Annotated in this window: 15 protein-coding genes; 12 read left to right on the top strand and 3 right to left on the bottom strand. The window is 34.0% G+C overall.

Going from position 1 to position 17,829, the window contains the following annotated elements; translation table 11 throughout:
* Positions 1-327 precede the first annotated feature (327 nt).
* From SLH52_RS10465 to SLH52_RS10500, 8 genes are all read left to right on the top strand, one after another.
* On the top strand, positions 328-1,371 hold the full coding sequence (locus tag SLH52_RS10465) for a metalloregulator ArsR/SmtB family transcription factor (RefSeq protein ID WP_320209222.1): 1,044 nt from the start codon (positions 328-330) through the stop codon (positions 1,369-1,371).
* A 14-nt stretch (positions 1,372-1,385) separates the two neighbouring features.
* Positions 1,386-2,624 (top strand): MFS transporter, encoded by a 1,239-nt coding sequence (locus SLH52_RS10470; protein WP_320209223.1) that lies wholly within the window; start codon positions 1,386-1,388, stop codon positions 2,622-2,624.
* 135 nt (positions 2,625-2,759) lie between these two features.
* Entirely contained in the window at positions 2,760-3,344 is a 585-nt protein-coding gene (locus SLH52_RS10475) for a non-canonical purine NTP pyrophosphatase (RefSeq protein WP_320209224.1), read from the top strand.
* 447 nt (positions 3,345-3,791) lie between these two features.
* On the top strand, positions 3,792-5,780 hold the full coding sequence (locus tag SLH52_RS10480; protein WP_320209225.1) for an IucA/IucC family protein: 1,989 nt from the start codon (positions 3,792-3,794) through the stop codon (positions 5,778-5,780).
* Positions 5,773-7,893 (top strand): IucA/IucC family protein, encoded by a 2,121-nt coding sequence (locus SLH52_RS10485; RefSeq protein ID WP_320209226.1) that lies wholly within the window; start codon positions 5,773-5,775, stop codon positions 7,891-7,893. The genes SLH52_RS10480 and SLH52_RS10485 overlap by 8 nt, the downstream gene beginning before the upstream one ends.
* Complete coding sequence (locus tag SLH52_RS10490) at positions 7,881-9,107, top strand: MFS transporter (RefSeq protein ID WP_320209227.1); 1,227 nt, start codon at positions 7,881-7,883, stop codon at positions 9,105-9,107. Before SLH52_RS10485 ends, SLH52_RS10490 begins: the two co-directional genes overlap by 13 nt.
* A 76-nt stretch (positions 9,108-9,183) precedes the next feature.
* A complete protein-coding gene (locus SLH52_RS10495) occupies positions 9,184-10,389 on the top strand; it encodes a type III PLP-dependent enzyme (RefSeq protein WP_320209228.1) in 1,206 nt (401 codons plus the stop codon).
* Positions 10,390-11,056: 667 nt separating this feature from the next.
* Positions 11,057-11,836, top strand: a complete 780-nt coding sequence (locus tag SLH52_RS10500; protein WP_320209229.1) for a nitroreductase family protein — start codon at positions 11,057-11,059, stop codon at positions 11,834-11,836.
* A 355-nt stretch (positions 11,837-12,191) separates the two neighbouring features.
* Here SLH52_RS10500 and SLH52_RS10505 read toward each other — a convergent pair whose 3' ends face one another.
* Positions 12,192-12,878, bottom strand: coding sequence for a hypothetical protein (locus tag SLH52_RS10505; protein WP_320209230.1), 687 nt, complete (start codon positions 12,876-12,878; stop codon positions 12,192-12,194).
* 291 nt (positions 12,879-13,169) lie between these two features.
* On the opposite strand from SLH52_RS10505, the gene SLH52_RS10510 reads away from it, so the two are divergent.
* The 4 genes from SLH52_RS10510 (at position 13,170) to SLH52_RS10525 (ending at position 16,066) form a co-directional block, all read left to right on the top strand.
* Positions 13,170-13,754, top strand: a complete 585-nt coding sequence (locus SLH52_RS10510) for a TetR/AcrR family transcriptional regulator (RefSeq protein WP_320209231.1) — start codon at positions 13,170-13,172, stop codon at positions 13,752-13,754.
* A gap of 785 nt (positions 13,755-14,539) precedes the next feature.
* Positions 14,540-15,187 (top strand): RNA polymerase sigma factor, encoded by a 648-nt coding sequence (locus SLH52_RS10515; protein ID WP_320209300.1) that lies wholly within the window; start codon positions 14,540-14,542, stop codon positions 15,185-15,187.
* A 59-nt stretch (positions 15,188-15,246) separates the two neighbouring features.
* Positions 15,247-15,609, top strand: a complete 363-nt coding sequence (locus SLH52_RS10520) for a VOC family protein (RefSeq protein WP_320209232.1) — start codon at positions 15,247-15,249, stop codon at positions 15,607-15,609.
* A 40-nt stretch (positions 15,610-15,649) separates the two neighbouring features.
* Positions 15,650-16,066 carry a VOC family protein gene (locus SLH52_RS10525; RefSeq protein ID WP_320209233.1) on the top strand — a complete coding sequence of 139 codons (417 nt, stop codon included), beginning with the start codon at positions 15,650-15,652 and terminating at the stop codon, positions 16,064-16,066.
* Positions 16,067-16,256: 190 nt separating this feature from the next.
* Here SLH52_RS10525 and SLH52_RS10530 read toward each other — a convergent pair whose 3' ends face one another.
* Both SLH52_RS10530 and SLH52_RS10535 read right to left on the bottom strand, forming a co-directional pair.
* Positions 16,257-17,018 carry an IucA/IucC family C-terminal-domain containing protein gene (locus tag SLH52_RS10530; RefSeq protein ID WP_320209234.1) on the bottom strand — a complete coding sequence of 254 codons (762 nt, stop codon included), beginning with the start codon at positions 17,016-17,018 and terminating at the stop codon, positions 16,257-16,259.
* Positions 16,999-17,829, bottom strand: coding sequence for an ABC transporter ATP-binding protein (locus SLH52_RS10535; RefSeq protein ID WP_413785511.1), 831 nt, complete (start codon positions 17,827-17,829; stop codon positions 16,999-17,001). The genes SLH52_RS10530 and SLH52_RS10535 overlap by 20 nt, the downstream gene beginning before the upstream one ends.

Consider the following 17,829-nt stretch of genomic DNA (forward strand, 5'->3'; position numbering starts at 1 on the left):
TATACACCCACTTTAAATACAGGCTGTTTTCTCATTGATTGTTGCTTTTCGTACTAAGAACTAAATACATATAAACCAGGTATTCGTGGCATCTTTTCCTATTTAAAATGAGGTCCATTGCCATAAAATTGTTAATTGCTTATCTTAATTAGTCTCAATAGCAACAAAGTTTACGAAAAGAGCCAAAATATAACATTCAACTTACAAACTAGTTAAATATTATCAAATTTGTGATGATGGTGTCTAGTTTCATATTATTCGAAAATTATTGAATGAACTGTTCTAATATTGTAGAATTAACATAAATATCCTTTTGGAGTGATGAAAATGAAAGTGTTAAACACATCAACTGTAAAAAGAGAATCTTATGCTGTTAAATTTGATTTTTCGTTAATGTGGGAAAGTGCTCTCGGCATAGCAGCAATAACGTATACGGAGATGTTAAGTACATTAGACCAACCGCAAGATTATTGGGATAATATCTTCGATTCTATTACAAGTGAACTATCAAAAGAATTAGATCTTGTACAAAAAGAAAATACATGGAAAGCGCTTCTACAACTACTGCATGAATCTAATTCACAATCGATTAGTGATTTCACTAACTTCGTTTTAAATGTCGAGGATGAACAATTACGTTTTTACTGTTTACCGTATATGGGTAATAATTATGAGCAAATAAGAACAGCGGCAGCAAAAGGTGATCAAATAGCGATTCAGCAGTCAATAGAAATAACGAGGGGGCATAAATTCTTTCCACGTTATATAAAATTCATTGCAAATGTTGATATTTCCATATTACGTGAGCATGTCATAAACGTACTAACTAAGTGGTTCGAGGAGATAGTGCTGCCTAACTCAGAACATTTAACGAGTATTTTATCTAGGGACGTCAACTTGAAGAATGAACAAAAAGCACAACTTACAGCTGAAGAATTTGTATCGTGGGTAACGGGAGGTATTGAATATTTACCTGAACCGACTGTTACTCATGTACTACTAATACCACATTTCGTATATAGACCATGGACCATTGAGGCAAAAATAAAAGATACAAAGATATTTTATTATCCTGTTCATAATGATAGCATTCATCCAAACGATAAGTATGTAGCCGATCATTTGTTGATGTTAAAGCATAAAGCACTTGGAGATGTTTTGCGACTAAAAATTCTAAAATTGTTATTTGAAAAAAATAGGAGTTTACAAGAACTCACTACACTATTGGACATCTCCAAATCAACGATTCACCATCACTTAAGTATACTTAGATCAGCTCGGCTAGTATTGGTCAATCGCAGCATTTATTCATTAAATATACATGTGCTTACAACGTTAGACTTTGAACTGAAGCAATATTTAAATAAATAGGGAGTGGAGTGAAATTGGAGTCAGCTATCTCATCTCGTAATAAACGACAAAAACTTGAATTGAAAAGAAATTATCCAATATTCCGTTATTTAGGTGGAAATCTAATCTCTTTCTGCGGTGACCAAATTTATTTAGTAGCCTTACCATTAATCGTTTTAGCAATCACTGGGTCACCCCTAAGTATGGGAATCTTTGCAGCATTAGAACGATTACCAAATATATTAATACCTCTAACTGGTCCTTTAGCCGATCGTTTAAATCGTAAAGCAGTATTATTAGTTTGTGATTTTTGTAGAGGTTTGATTGTTGCAGGGATAGGTATCTTATTTACTCTAGAACAATTAGAAATGTGGCATCTATATGCATCAGCAGTGATATTAGGTATTTTAACTCAGCTGTATAGCACAACACAATTTGCGAGTATACCTACTCTTGTACAAAATAAAGACCTACATACGATAAATTCATTTCAGTCTATTATATTTAATACGGGCGTTCTCGTGGGACCAACATTAGGCGGACTGATCATTAGTTTATTCCATCCAGGCTACGCATTAATCATCAATAGTTTTAGTTTCTTCCTCGCATTTTGTGCTGTAGCTACCATTACCATTCCATATGAAAAACAGCTGAAAGCCAAAGACAAAATACTAATAAGTTTTTTGTCAGATTTAAAAGTAGGCTTTGAATTTGTGTTTAAAACAAAAATTCTCAACTATACAAATATCGTTTTAATGATTTCCACATTTGGAACGACCTTATTTTTAACCGTGTTAATTTTTCATCTAAAGAGCACCGTTCAACTAGGAGAAATAAAAATAGGTATACTCCTTTCGATTGGTGGAATTGGTGCTATTGTTGGGTCATTACTTACAAATATTTTTAAAAAATATGTCTCTTACTTAAAGATTGTTTTTTTCTCATTGTTAATGGGAGGATTATCAATTATACTTTTTGGGGCAACAACGTCCTATCTTTTATTAATCATTGCAAACGCAATAGGAACGATGTCAGTAGCGCTTATTAATCCATGTATCCGTACAATTAGGCAAACAAATACACCTGAGCACCTTTTAGGACGTGTTCAAGCAACGAGTAGATTTATTACTTGGACATTACTTCCAGCTTCAGCTCTATTGGCTGGTGGGCTTTCCTCCTTGGTAGGTACATCATCAGTCATTATAATTGGAGGGGTAATTTGCTCATTGTCTGCATTTATTTTGTTATGTTTAATCAAGTTTTCTCATAATTGAAAGATTTAAGCTAAAAATAGAAACTATTTATTATGTGCAATATGAATATGACAGATAATCAACTTATTTATAATCTAAAACTTTCTTGGTAAAATGATTTCAAGCATTGTAAAATCACAGAAAGGAATACTGAAAATGAATGAGATCGTATTCGTTACAACAAACAAAGGGAAAATAGCTTCTGCTCAAAAATCTTTATCAAAAATAAAAGTGATGCCATTTGAAGCTGAATTAATAGAACCAAGAAGTGATGATATTAGAGAAATTGCAAAGCAAAAAGTGATTCAAGCTTATGAATTAGTAAATACCCCATGTATTGCGATGGATTCTGGTTTTTTTATCAAACAACTAAATGGTTTTCCAAAAGCTTATGTGAATCATATGTTAGATACAATTGGCATAGAAGGAATACTTAAACTGATGGAAGGTGAGTCGGATAGATTTTGCGAATTCAAATCATGTGTTGCATTTTATGATGGTGAAATGATGAAATACTTTGAAAGCAATTCACCAGGATATGTAGCTAATGCTGTTAGAGGTCAAGAAAATAAAGATAAATGGTCGGATTTATGGTACATATTTATTCCAGAAAAGTTCAACAAAACTTTAGCACAATTTGATGAAGTAGATTTTAATACATATGCTATAAATAAAGAATCGAGCTTAGATAAGTTTGGTCAGTGGTTCATGAACAAATATAGTAAAATTGGCCTAGCATGACATATTAATAGAAGTATAGATTAATTTATAAAATATAGCGAAACGATGTATGTCCGAAGCATAAGATATCAGAATTAACAGCTGAGTGAGTATCTCTCCTCAGTTTTTTTGTTTGCAAATTTTATTAACTGAACGATAATAATCTGTTTTGTACTATCTCCTACAAATCCTAGAGTGTCCTATGTAAAGTACGAGGTGATCTGATCTTTTCTGTTAATAACTAATTAAATATCTTCGTATGTTATAAATAAGCAACACACGGTCGAGAACATATAAGTTGTTAATTAGTTTTAGAGATGGAATCGGCAAATAGGAAAATATATACTTGACGATGATAATCATTATCAAGTATGATATAACTCATAAGTTTATTGATAATGATTATCATTATTATTGTTATTGATAAGTGAGGTTAATAAAATTTATGAATATAAAGGATGGGTTGAAATGAACGGGATGCATACAAATACAACTACGATGTTATCTCAAACTACTTTCGATAACGAAGAACAAAAAGCTCTATCATACATTAAGACGGAAAAACCTGAATTGCTTGATACATATATAAAAAATATTCATGCAGGTAGAAGAGGTATTTTTCAACGTTTGTTTCAATCTCTTGTTCGGGAGAGAATCATTAGTGAGGAAAGAATTACTTGGCTTGAAGGTAAGCAGTTGACTATTCGTGTAAGATTGTCTGATGTCCAGTGGCTTCAGGCTGATGTGAAGAAATTACATTCTCTTGGTCGATTTGATTTAGCAGGAGATATAATGCTTTGTAGTCATAAGAATTCTCATAAGCTTGCCCATCCTGCTGAACTTCTAGAGATATTAAAAAATGAAGGTTTGTTTGCAGGTGTTGATGATAAGCAGTATGAACGATTCAAACTAGAAATTCAAAACGGAGTTGCAAATTTAGCGTTAGCATTAACCGGAGCTGAAAGAAGAAAACAAGATTTTCCAGAATATATACAAACATCCATGGAATGGGTAATCAAGCAGCGACAAAAAAGTGCAAACTTTAGTCCACTTGCTTTTTTTGAACAGTGGGTTGTTGAAGGACATACGTTACATCCAGGTGCAAAGACTAAGCTAGGTCTTGAAGTTGGAGATGTAGTTCATTATTCACCAGAGTGGGGTGCTTCTCCAAAAGTTGTAATTATAGCCGTTTCTAAAATGTACTGTCAAACAACTTCTGTTAATGATTTGACGGTAAAAGATTATTTGTATGAAGAGTACACAGGATTACAAGAAATAGTTGAAAACTACTTAATAAAAAGTGGGCTTAATCCTGACCAGTTCGACTTAGTTCTAGTTCACCCATGGCAATTTAAGCATACGCTAGGTGGATTGTACAAAAATGAATTAGAGCAGCATCACATCATACCTATCCCTGAATTTTCATTACCAACACAGTCATTAATATCCTTTCGTTCCTTGGCACCGATTCAGCGTTGGGGACAGAAAAAACATCATATAAAAACAGCTATTAATGTACAAACAACTAGTGCAGTACGAACTGTTTCACCAAATTCAGTTGAGAATGGACCAATGTTATCAAAACTATTTGCTGTCATCCAACAGAGAGAAAATCATTTTGACAATACTTTTATCGTTCTTCAAGAACGAGCTGGTAGCTATTTTCAACCACTTAATCAACAATTATCAAATGATGAAAGATGGACTTATGAAGCAAATCTAGCTTGTATTTTAAGGGAAAATCCAGAGAACTATGTTAGTTGCGAAGAGGAAATCGCTATGCCTGCAGCTGCCTTATTAGCACAGTCACCAATTAGTGACAAAAAAATTGTGATTGAATTAATAGAAGAATTGGCAAATCGATTGCAAACATCAAATAATCAAGAAGCTGCTTTATTATTTATATCTAAATATGCTCAAGTATCATTACGTGGCTTTTTGACTTTAATGGTAAGGTATGGAATCAGTTTGGAAGGGCATATGCAAAATAGCGTCTCCGTTTTTCGTAATGGGGAGCTCGTAAAAATGATTGTTAGAGACTTTGGTGGTATAAGAGTACTTCCCGAAAGGTTAGAGAAGCAAGGGTTTCATGCAACGTTTTATCCAAATTCATCCATCGTGACCAATGACGTTACTCAATTAAGAAATATTATATCTTATTCAGTAATGCAAAATCATATTGCTGAATTAATTACTTGTATCGTGCGTGAATTAGATGTTGATGAAGAAGAATTGTGGAAGCAAGTCAAGGCAGTCTGCAGTGCTATCTTTAGTAAATTGAAGGTAGAAACTGATATTAACAGTGTGGCTAATGAGGATGAGGAAGCGTTATTTCAACCTATGATTGATCTAAAGGGACTCACTACGATGAGGTTACAAGGAGATATTACATCTTATTCCTATAAAAAAGTTCCCAATCCTTTGGCGAAATGGAAAGGGGAGAATAATTATGAGTAACATTAATGTACATACTATTGCAACTGATACACTAAGCGATTCATTTAGAAGTTTAAGAAAAGGAGAGTTACTTCAAGATGAAAAAGCTGTTGCAGCATTTTTAGAAGAACATTACCCTCATTTAAAGTCAAGGTTTGCAAATTCTTTAGCAAAAGGACGTCATGGAATTTTAAATAGATTAGTAGCATCAATGTTACGAGAAGATATTCTAGGATTGAGTTCAAATTCGTATGACTTATTTGTCAAAGATGGTATACATGTATTAAATGTTCCTGCTATTAATAACGAATGGCAAAAAATCATTGAAGCTTTACATACATTTGGAATAGAGGGTAACAAGGTTTATAAACTATACCATCTATACAGCAATGATTATCTTGTTATGCCAGTAAGCACAACATATGCATTTAACAGAATAGAAGTGGATGGACGTATTTTGCATTTGTCTGATGGAGTGGTTCGAGTCATTGAACAATCAGTTCAATTCCTTCATCTCATGAGGGATAAAGATGCAGCAATTTTAAATAAATCAAGTGGTTGGTTGAAGCTTGCTGAGGAATTAACGAATGGTTCAGCAAATTTAACGTTGTCATATGCATACTGGGAGCAGAAGAAACAAACGTTACAGCAAAAAGCTAGTGAACTTGAAATAACTAACATTGTGGACTGGGTGCGTTTGCAAAAAAAACATGATCCAACATTTAATTCGAGTTTATTTTTCGAACAATTATGTGTGGAAGGTCATAATTTACACCCTGGTACAAAGACGAAAATGGGCTTAATTCCAGCAGAAGTATTTCATTACGCCCCAGAATTTGATGGAGTACCAGATATTCAATTCGTCGCAGTGAGGAAAGATTATGCAGAATGGTCTACACTTGATCATAATAACGAAGCCAATGCCTTCCTCTTCAATGAATATCCTAAGTTACAAGTGACAGCCGAAAAACAATTTACACAGCAAGGGCTCGCTCTATGTGATTATGTCATAATAGCAGTTCACCCTTGGCAGCTTAAAAGAGCTATACCTGTTATTTATAATGAGGAAATTAAAAATAAAGTTGTTGTTCCTATTAGTAGTATCAAAATACCTTGCGGAGCTACATCGTCGTTTAGAACAGTCGTACCATTTACAAACAACTGTGCCATAAAGGTAGCTATTAACAGCCAGATGACATCTACAGTTCGCTCAATTTCAGCAAATACGACTAACAATGCTACTGTTTTTACTAAGCTGATACGTCAAATTATGATGAATGAACATGATTTATTAGCAACATTTGTCCCAGTATGTGAATGCGCAGGTTTTAATTTTAAAACGAAAGAATTTACAGCGAACAAAGATACTCGTAATTTAAAAAGCAGAAATCTTTCTGCAGTGTTTCGAGAAAATATTGAGAACTTTATTGATGAAGGAGAAGTCGCAATAGTGAGTAGCTCATTGTTTGCTGAATCTCCAATAACGGAGCAACCAATCTTTGTAGACTTGATAGAAAAATACATGGAGAATAAAGCGATTTCGTCTCTAAAAAATGCTGCATCCCAATTCTTTGAAGAATATATACGAACTTCACTACCTGGTTACCTTACTATGATGGTCAAATATGGGATTGGGTTAGAAGGTCATTTGCAAAATAGTGTAATGGTATTTAACAACGGCCGCCCCATAAGAATGCTGTTCCGTGATTGGGGAGGAGCTAGAATATATAGGGAGCGTCTTGTAGAACAAGGGTTTCATGCAGATTTTTATCCTGGTTCAATGACATTAACGGATAATGTTAAAGACATGCATAATAAAGTATTTTATACCGTTATACAGAATCATTGTGGTGAATTAATTTTGCAAACTTGTAAGCATTTCGGATTTAAAGAGGTAGAGCTTTGGAAGGTGATACATGAAATTTGTGACAATGTATTTACCCAGCTTGAAACAAAAGAGGTATATACGGAAAATGTTCGGATCGACAAGGCGGCACTTTATCAAAGGAATGTAGATCATAAGGCGCTTACTAGAATGCGTTTACAACCAGAAAGTAGTGAATATGCCTATGTGTCTGTAGCCAATCCACTTCATCAATTTACTATGCAGGACCAAGTGCAATGGCACAAGTAGAAGTACAATTAGAGCAACAAGAATCAAGGTTTGCGTTACGATCAAAAACATTCAGCATCTTTATGGGTGGTAGTTTAGTCACACGTGTAGGAGATTGGATGGATTTAGTTGTATTAAACTGGGCGGTGTTACAATTTACTAACTCACCGCTCCAGCTTGCGATCATCAATGCATGTCGGCTAGTACCAACTTTTATTTTTAGCGTACCGGGTGGCATGTTGGCAGATCGCTATGATCGTCGAAAACTATTAATATTATTGCAATGTGGAATCATGCTATTAACCGTTTGGATTGGCTTTCTAGTAGAAGGTGGGCAGTCTTATAAGCTATTTATGCTAATTGTAACAGCAAGAGCTATACTAGCAGCGTTGGAGCCTCCTATTCGTCAAGCATTGTTACCAGAACTAGTACCAACAAGCTCCATGGCAAGTGCAATAGCGATCAATACAACGATTATTCATCTAGCTCGTATTATTGGACCAGCTATTGCAGGGTTGCTGCTTGCAGTGCTTAATGTTGGGAATCTATTTTATTTAAATGCCCTATGTATGTTAGGTGTCATTTTGTCATTATCAATGATTCGTTATCAATCATTTTCAGAGGTTAATAGGGAAGTAAATCATCCAACATCGATTGCTGACGCAATAGCATTTGTAAAAACAACTCCAACGGTACAGTCACTACTCATATTAGCGGTTGTGCCAATGTTATTTGGCTTCCCTTATACGACGATGATGCCACTATTTGTTAAAGAACTATATAAGTTAGGACCTGGTAGTTTTGGTATGCTGTTAGCGATCTCTTCAATTGGTGCACTAGTTGGATCTTGCTGGCTATCAATTGGAAGAGAGCTTAACAATATAGGGAAATGGTTAATTTATTCTATAATTGCGTTCGGAGGATCATTACTTTTATTTGTTGTTACTTCTAATATATTTATTGGTAGTATCGCGATGTTCCTTGTTGGTTTAACGAGTCAGATTTACCGAACAATGAGTAGAATTACTATACAAATGCAAGTTCCAAATCGACTGCGTGGGCGAATTTTAAGCATCGCCTTAATGGATAGAGGATTCATACCGTTAGGAGCTCTAGTAATTGGAACGATTGCTACTTGGGCTGGAACGATGTGGGCAGGAGTCGTCATGGGTTTAGGCTGTATAGTTTCTACTATTATTGTTGTTACGTATAGAAGACAAATCTATTATTTATAGAGAGTGTTTATAGAGCCAGCTTTTTGTCCACTTTTCTAGACGCTCTTAAAATATCATTACGGGAGAGAATGAAAGAATGATTGAAAACATTGTGAAGTCTCTTAAGTCAGAACGTGAAAAACCCTTTTGTGCGCATGTATATGATTTAGAACATTTACGTACTCATGCGAAACAGTTAGTGACAACACTCCCTTCATCGTGTCAATTATTTTACGCGATTAAGGCTAATTCAGATGAAACACTGTTAAAAACTCTAGCGCCAATTGTTCCTGGCTTTGAAGTAGCATCATTAGGAGAAATCGAAAAAGTACGAGCAATTGATAAAGACATTCCAATCTTATTCGGTGGCCCCGCTAAAACAAGAGAAGAGCTGGAAGGTGCCATTTTTTATGGTGTGTCCTTGTTTCATGTTGAGAGTATTAATGAATTACAATTGTTAAATTATATCGCAGAAGAAAGAGCTATAACTGTGTCAATATTACTACGTGTTAATTTGAGAAGCTCAGTTCCTAATGCTCAATTAAAGATGTCTGGTGTCCCTACACAATTTGGCATAGATGAGAATGACATTCCAAACGCAGTTAACCTAGCAATAGGTTTATCGAATATAGAGCTTCTCGGTTTTCATTTTCATGCAATGTCAAATAATTTTGACTCCAAAGCTCATGCAGACTTTGTAGATCATTGTTTTAACAAAGTGAAAAAATGGGAGTTAATGTGTGATATGGACAGTAAATATATAAATGTTGGTGGCGGAATAGGGGTAAATTACAATGAGATAGAACAACAATTTGATTGGGAGAATTTCACAACTCGGCTACAAGATGTGCTAGCAAAACAGAATGATTCTAATAGAAAAGTGTTGTTTGAATGTGGGAGGTATGTCACTTCATCATGTGGTTACTATGCAGTTGAAGTGTTAGATATTAAACAGAATCACAACCATCATTTCTGTGTCGTGCGAGGAGGGAGTCATCACTTTAGGTTACCAGCCGCTTGGAAACAGAGTCACCCTTTTACTATCATCCCGATAGAACAATGGGTATATCCATTCACACGTCCAGAATTAAATGATGATGTCATAACAGTAGCAGGAGAGCTTTGTACTCCTAATGACATTTTGGCAAAACAAGTATATGTATCAAAGCTTAGAGTTGGGGATATACTTCTGTTTAGTTATACAGGTGCATATGGATGGTCAATATCACATCATGATTTTCTTAGCCATCCTCATCCAGAGCATATTTATATTCAAGCCGAACCGAACGAAATAAAGGGCTAATTGTAATAAGGTAATTAACAGAAGATAAAGTGCATTTTTCATGCATGTAGCAAAGCATAATAAAATTACGAGAAAAACTGATTGGCATTTTACACGTTAATCCATAGTTTACGAAATAAGATTTAACAATCTGTAAAGATACTGTCCTCAGAAAATAACACGGTTCCCTTTGTATATTGCACTATAGGTTTTGTAAGATTAGTATGGTCTATGAGCATGATTAATTTCATGGTAAATGAGAAAGCGAAAAAATACATAATAAGAGTAGCTTATGTCGCATTTGCTTAAAAGAGTGATAGTAGTTATTTTCATGGAGAGTGGAAATATAGAAAGTAATGAGACTCACATTGCATGTTTTACAAGAGAAATTATGACAATTGAAGTTGAAGTTGGTTAATCAATTAGTGTTGGTAGAAAATATTTTTATTTTACAAATGAAAGTAAATACTTTATTAATGTAGATTATTTTTTAAAACCACACGTTAATTTAATGGAGTTAATTTTAAAGAAGCTATCTAGTTTAATTGTTGATTAATTAGCCTCAGAAAATGTAGAATATTATTGAAAATTTGTTTTTTTTGGTGGAAGGCATATATATAATAGGAAAGAGTTTAGTAGAAAGAGCAAAAGTAAAAAAAGTCTAAGTTGTCATATGAGGAGTGATCTTTTGGAGTTAAATGACGTTATTCATGGGCACAAATCCATAAGGGAATATGAAGATAAGGAAGTCAGTCAAGAATTATTAGAAAAAATATTAGATGCGGGTATTCGTGCATCTTCTAGTGGCAATATGCAGCCTTACTCGATCATCGTTACAAAAGATAAAGAGCTTAAGAAAAAATTATATAGTGCACATATGGATCAATCCATGGTTGTGGATGCACCTATTCTTTTAACGTTCTGTGCGGATTTTAATCGCATGAGGAAGTGGTTGACGCTTAATGATGCTCCTGTACATTTTGATAATTTCATGAGCTTTATGATCGGTGCCATCGATGCAACGTTAGTAGCGCAAAACTGTGCTTTAGTAGCAGAAGATGAAGGGTTAGGAATTTGCTATATGGGCTCAACCTTAGCTAATTGCGATCAAATTGGTAAACTATTAAACTTACCACCAAACGTAGTACCTGTTGTTGGGTATTCATTAGGTTACCCGGCAGAAAACCCTGCTCCACGTGATAGACTACCAAAGCAAGGGCTTGTCCATTATGATAAGTATCAAGATTATTCAAATGATGATATTTTGGATATTTATAAAGAGAGAGATGAGAAGGGTTGGAAACGTTATATGGATAACCCTAAGCTTAAGGAAATGACAGAACAATTGGGATTGAAAAATCTTGCTGAAGTCTATACCATTGCAAAATATACGCAAGAATCCCATCACGAATTTTCACAGACCGTGCTTAATTACTTAGAAAGTCAGAATTTCATGAAGAATGGTTGATTTAATTTGCCATTGTTAAAAAGCTATTAAATATTGTGTGCCTGCCCTCGTATGTTACTATGTTAATATTCTTAGGGTCAGGCACCTTTTAAATAGTGGGAATAATAACTCTATGAAGAGCTTAGCAAACAACAGCAGATGAGTGTCTGTTTGACGATTTATTAAAAATTTTATGAGATATTAGCGTATTATAAAGGTATTGGATATTTGAACCCAATGGTTTATTTTTTGCCTTTTAAATAATAGTGGTGAACCTATCACAAATAAGAAAGTGTAAAGAATATACCGCTCTGTTCTAGCATCGTAAGGAGTGGTTCATATAAATTATGCTCTAATCAAGTTTTTCTAGTGTTTATTATTGTACTTCACTAAATGGTTGATCTGCGTATGATGGAGCACAACTATGGCGACGATTGATGAAGTATATGGCTTTTTCATTCCACATAACTTCGTGACCGAATACGTTTTTTCCAAGGCTATCATCGGTTATTTGACAATTCATTTGATATATACCTTCTGCTTCATTTGGAGCCCAGGGTATGCGATAATATTTGCCTTTTTTATTGCGTGTCCATAAGTTGTTTATCAGTGTCTTATCAAACTCTGTATTTTCTGACGGTTCATTTAACTCTACAGTAAAGCTGTTTTTCCTTGATGTCACAATTACATTGGCATTTTCACCATTTTTGTTAAGAGAAATATCTCCAATATCTGTATTATAGTTGTCTGACATTGATAAGGCAGGAAGCATAGAGAGTGTTGTTTGCGCTTTGACAGCTAAATAGTCACCATTTCCCTTATCTAATAACCACGCTGCTTCTGGATATTTGATGTTTACTAATGGTATATTCCACGGTTTCATATTCTCTATTCTAACGACCATTAAAGCACAACCCACTCTATTGTCTTCAACTTGTTGAAACGAAAAATCCCTGCCCGCTAACTCTATGGCTTTGTCTTTTGGTAAACTTCCCTTTAGAAAAAAACCATTTGTTTCTAATCCTTGATAGGCATATTTACTGCTGTCTTTTAATTTACTCATTTTATCTCCTCCTGAAATATTGTGCGATATATCGCAATTCGAAATGATATGCAAAAACATATAGAAATTTCAAATATTACACGCAATTTTTACTTACCATGTATTTTTCATTAATAAATTTATTGTGTTGAAGCTTAATAGAATCGCTATTTACAGAATTGAAACGTTAAAAGTATACACATTTGTGTAATATCTTGATTTGAAGTATAATAATGAAAAATTGTTTGGTCAATAGAATTTTAAAAGTATACACATGCCCTATAAAGATGTGTATTATATGAGGAGTTTGATATGAAAGAGACTAAGAATGAATTATCTAAACGATCTCAGCGTTTAATTAGAGAAGCGCTAATCGAACTTTTGAAAGAAAAAAGTTATAAGAGTATTACAATTAAAGACATAGTAGAGCGAGCTGAATTAGCAAGAAAAACTTTTTATTTAAACTATGAATCAAAAGAAGAAGTAGTTAGTCATCATATTGCATTACTTTATGAAAAACAACTTACTCCTTTCAACGATGATATAGATCCTATCAATTACATTATGGACACATATCTACGTATTTGGAATGAAAATATAGACTTGATTATATTGCTAAAAAATCAAGAATTATCAGGTCTACTACGAATCTTAGAAAAAGAAATTGAAGATGTTGGCCATAAAATGCATTGCAAGGCATTCATGAACCTAAGTGAGGCAGCCCATTATTACGCACCTTCATATTATGCAGGTGCTATGTTAAGTATTTTGGATAAATGGGTTGATACCGGAATGAAGGAAAATATTGAAACGATTAGAGAAGTTTTCTTTGAATTGATGAGGTTTAGATTACCAACTTCTTCTATACAATTATCTGAAATATCTCATATAACATAGTATATACATATTAGACACTCATATAGTTATGGTAGGCTGGACCGTACAAAGAAAAAGACGGAGTCCATGTCTAATTAACCTTTACTCATAAATAAAAACCCATTACAAAAACCTCTCGACTATCTACCCCACTCCTGCAGCACTAGCATGTCCTGTTATTATGATTTGAGATATGTAGTGCTTTCTTATTTATTCAAATGTTAGATTTGGTGTATCTTTATTTTTCTCATCTGTTGTCTTTTGCTTTCTGGCCTCACGAATTTCTCAACTTACAGTCATATATATAGATTTTCTTAATAGACTAGAACCCGCCTTTAGTAATTTTGTTTTGTAAAACAAGATTAGTATGTTTTATATAGCTGCTTTCGCAATGGTTGCTGTTTGTCGTACGAAAAAACGAACACCTATACAACTAGGTTTTGTAAGATCCATTTATTTATAAAGGCTGTTTTGGCATTGTGTGTTGATTTTCGTTCTATGATATAAACACTTATACTTATAGCATTCGTGGCATCTTTTCTTCTATACAACGATGACTAACATATAAAACCACTTTTTATCGTACTAATTTGGTAGCACTAGCAACAGAGTTTGTAATAAGAGCCTTTATAAAACGGAACGATGACTGTTGCATAAAACAACATCATTATCCTCTAATAGAGGAACCACGCCACATAGTTTACGATTAGAGCAGAAAATAAAGATTGTTAAAACTTACTTATTTTGAAATAATTAGATTATATGAATGGAAGTTACTAGGTTGTTTAGGAGTGTATGATGTGGAAATGCAGCCTTATATTAATGAATATTTACCCGAATTGAAGCGGTATTGTCGTATGTTAACAGGTACGCCATGGGATGGTGATGATTTATATCAAGACACGCTTTTAAACGTTATTAAACGTTCATCTAAGCTCAGCGATCATCCTAATCCTAAAGGGTATCTTTTTAAAACAGCAACAAATCAATGGAGAGACACAATCAAAAAAACAAAAAGGGAGGTTATTGATGGAGAGGTTTGTATTGCTGAAAAAATTACCGACATAAGTTTAATTGATTCTGTAGAAGTACTCATTTCACTATTACCTTTCAAACAAGCTGCAATTATTTTACTCACAGAATACTTCGGGTTTAAGTCAAAAGATATAGCTGAGTTATTAGAAATGACTGATGGGGCAGTTAAAGCTGCTTTAAATCGAGGTAGAGCGACTTTAACAAAAATGAACAGTGTTCAAATGAAGAGTAACGATCCTATACCAACGATCCTTAATCGTTTATTAAACAGCTTAAAGAAGAATGATTTTCAAAATATAGTTACTACTTATCATATCCTTGTCTCTCGAGGTGTAAATGTAAATAGAGATGATCAGTTCTTTACTTTTGAGTTGTACGATCCTGATGGCAATCGTTTTTTTTTCAAAGAAAAAATATAAATTTTTTCCGTATCTTTTTTATGTTTTATGCCGTTATTTATATAAAGGAGGCGATTGATATGAAAACAGTTAAAAGAATTGATAGTGTTTTTGTTCCAGTAACAAATATTGAAAGATCTGAAAGATGGTATATGGAGACTTTTCCTTTTAAAGTTGTATACCGAAGCAGTGACGGGCAATATGTAGGTTTTCGATTTAATGATGGAGGGGAATTGAAAACTGCCTTAACCTTATACAAGGTTGAAACAATGCCACAAATTCATCATCAAACCTTTAATTTTTACTGTGAAGATGTTGATAGTTTTCATACTTATTTAACAAATCAAGGGAATAAAGTAGGTGAAATCCATGGGGGAGACGGAATGAGATTCTTTGATTTGTTTGATCTTGACGGAAATATATTAGGTGTTGTGACATTTTAGGAGCTGTATATAATTTATGAGCAATCACAGAGGAGACACAATGAGTACTTTCATACAAAGAGTGGGTACTACATATGTACCAGTAGAAGATCCCAAGAAGGCATCAGAGTGGTATCAGCAAAACCTTGGAGCGAAAGAAACATTTTTGAATCATGATAAGGTAATACTTGACTTAGCCAATCAAAGTTTTTTTCTTGTGAAAGCAAAGCAAGGAGAGAGAATAGGATTTCTCGATTATAATGAATATGAACATTTTACAATGACTTTTGAGGTAAATGGGTATAGTGAATTAGCAAAGTTTCATACCTTACTTAAAGCCAAAGGAGTCAGAGTAGGAGAAATTGAAGATCGTGGTCACCCTGGTAACAATTTTGTTTTTTATGATCTTGATGGAAATAAGTTCGATGTATGGAGTGAGTTGAGTCCTGTGTTTAAAGAAAAATACCAAGTTGATTAAATGATATATTTGACACCCTCGGGAAAAGTGTATTGAATAATTAGTTGTGTAAATTTCCTGCTTGATGTTACGCGTTTTAGTTCTGGTACGTTAAGCAATACTCATTGGGAATACAGCATTACGAAAAGAATTTTAAAATGAGTAGGGTTTGTTTCAATACAGACCCTACTCATTTTAATTTTGACATTTATTAAGCTTGCTTTCTGTCATGAACAATGGGACATATTTTGCAAAAATTTCTTTGATCCCCAACTAAGTATGAAAAACAACAGCTTGTACGCTTATAAGCTGATTGATTGTTATGTTTTGATATTTCGAATTTTAAAAATGGGTTATGGTCATGTGAACCAAACAAATGACTTGGCGCTTCTTGTAACAAATAATTGTAATCATCAGTAATCGTTTCTTGTAAGTGATTATACTGACAATCAGTTAACAGTTTTTCGTACATCCACTTTATGTATATATATAGGTTTTCCCACATTATGGTCATTGATAGTTTGCATTTTTTATTTATTAACGAAAATAAAACGTCTATGTGATTTGCAAAAACTTGTGTTAAAATATCATTTCTCCACTTGATCCGATTACGATCAGAGGCGTCTTCTATTGATACGTTATTCAACTTGAAAAATGGTTGCCAAAATGTATCACGTTCGTCCTCCGATTCAATAGCTACATTTTTTATTGAAAAGTCCACCTTTTTATTTAGTGCACTCATCGCATATAATGCAATTAAAACCGCAAAGCTGTATCGTTTCACGAAAAGAGAGCTAGCTACCATTATGTTAGCAGACTTAGTTTGCTCTTTAATATATACTAAATAATTGTGTAATATTTGTTCATCGAGTAAGTCTTCTGTGTAAACTGACAAAAATGAAGGTTTAGTTGTTATTGATAATCGGTATTCCTCTTGTAAGATCTTTAATTCTTCAGCTGTAAACGAGCTCATGATGCTTTTTCACCTCATTTAAAATACGCCTGCCTCTACCGTGTGGAATGCACATTGGTGTTCCAAAAAGGGGATCAACTGTTACATCACAATTCATTTGAAAGACTTCCTTAACTAGCTTAGCGTTAATCACTTGTTCCGGTTTCCCGTGAGCAAACACTTTTTTATCTTTGATAGCGATCACGTTATGAGCGTATCTGCAAGCTAAATTTAAATCGTGGAGAACCATAATAATCGTTCTATCTTCTTTATCGTTAAGTTCAAATAATAGGTCTAATATTTCTATTTGATGAGTCATGTCTAAATAAGTCGTCGGTTCATCTAATAAAATTATATCTGTGTCTTGAGCTAACGTCATGGCAATCCAAGCCCGTTGTCTTTGTCCGCCCGATAATGAGTCTACAAAACGATCAGATAGTTCTTCCATACCTGTTGCTTTAAGTGCTTGGGAGACAAGTTTTTCATCTTCGTCGGACCATTGGCGATACCAAGATTGATAAGGGTACCTTCCTTGTTTCACTAATTGTAAGACTGTAAGTCCCTCAGGAGCTATAGGCCCTTGTGGTAAAATAGCTAATCTTTTAGCAATTTCTTTAGTCGGTAATTTAGCAATAGCATCTTGTTCAATAAAAATTGTTCCCGCTCGGGGCTTCAGAAGCCGAGCTAATGAACGAAGAAGGGTAGATTTCCCGCATCCATTACTTCCAATAAATACTGTAATTTCTCCTTTTGTGATAGTTACATCTAATTCATCTATAATAATCGAATCACTATATGACACCGTCAATGATTTTGTTTCTAATGCTTTCAC

The sequence above is a fragment of the Cytobacillus sp. IB215665 genome (assembly GCF_033963835.1).
Taxonomy (GTDB): Bacteria; Bacillota; Bacilli; order Bacillales; family SM2101; genus Nanhaiella.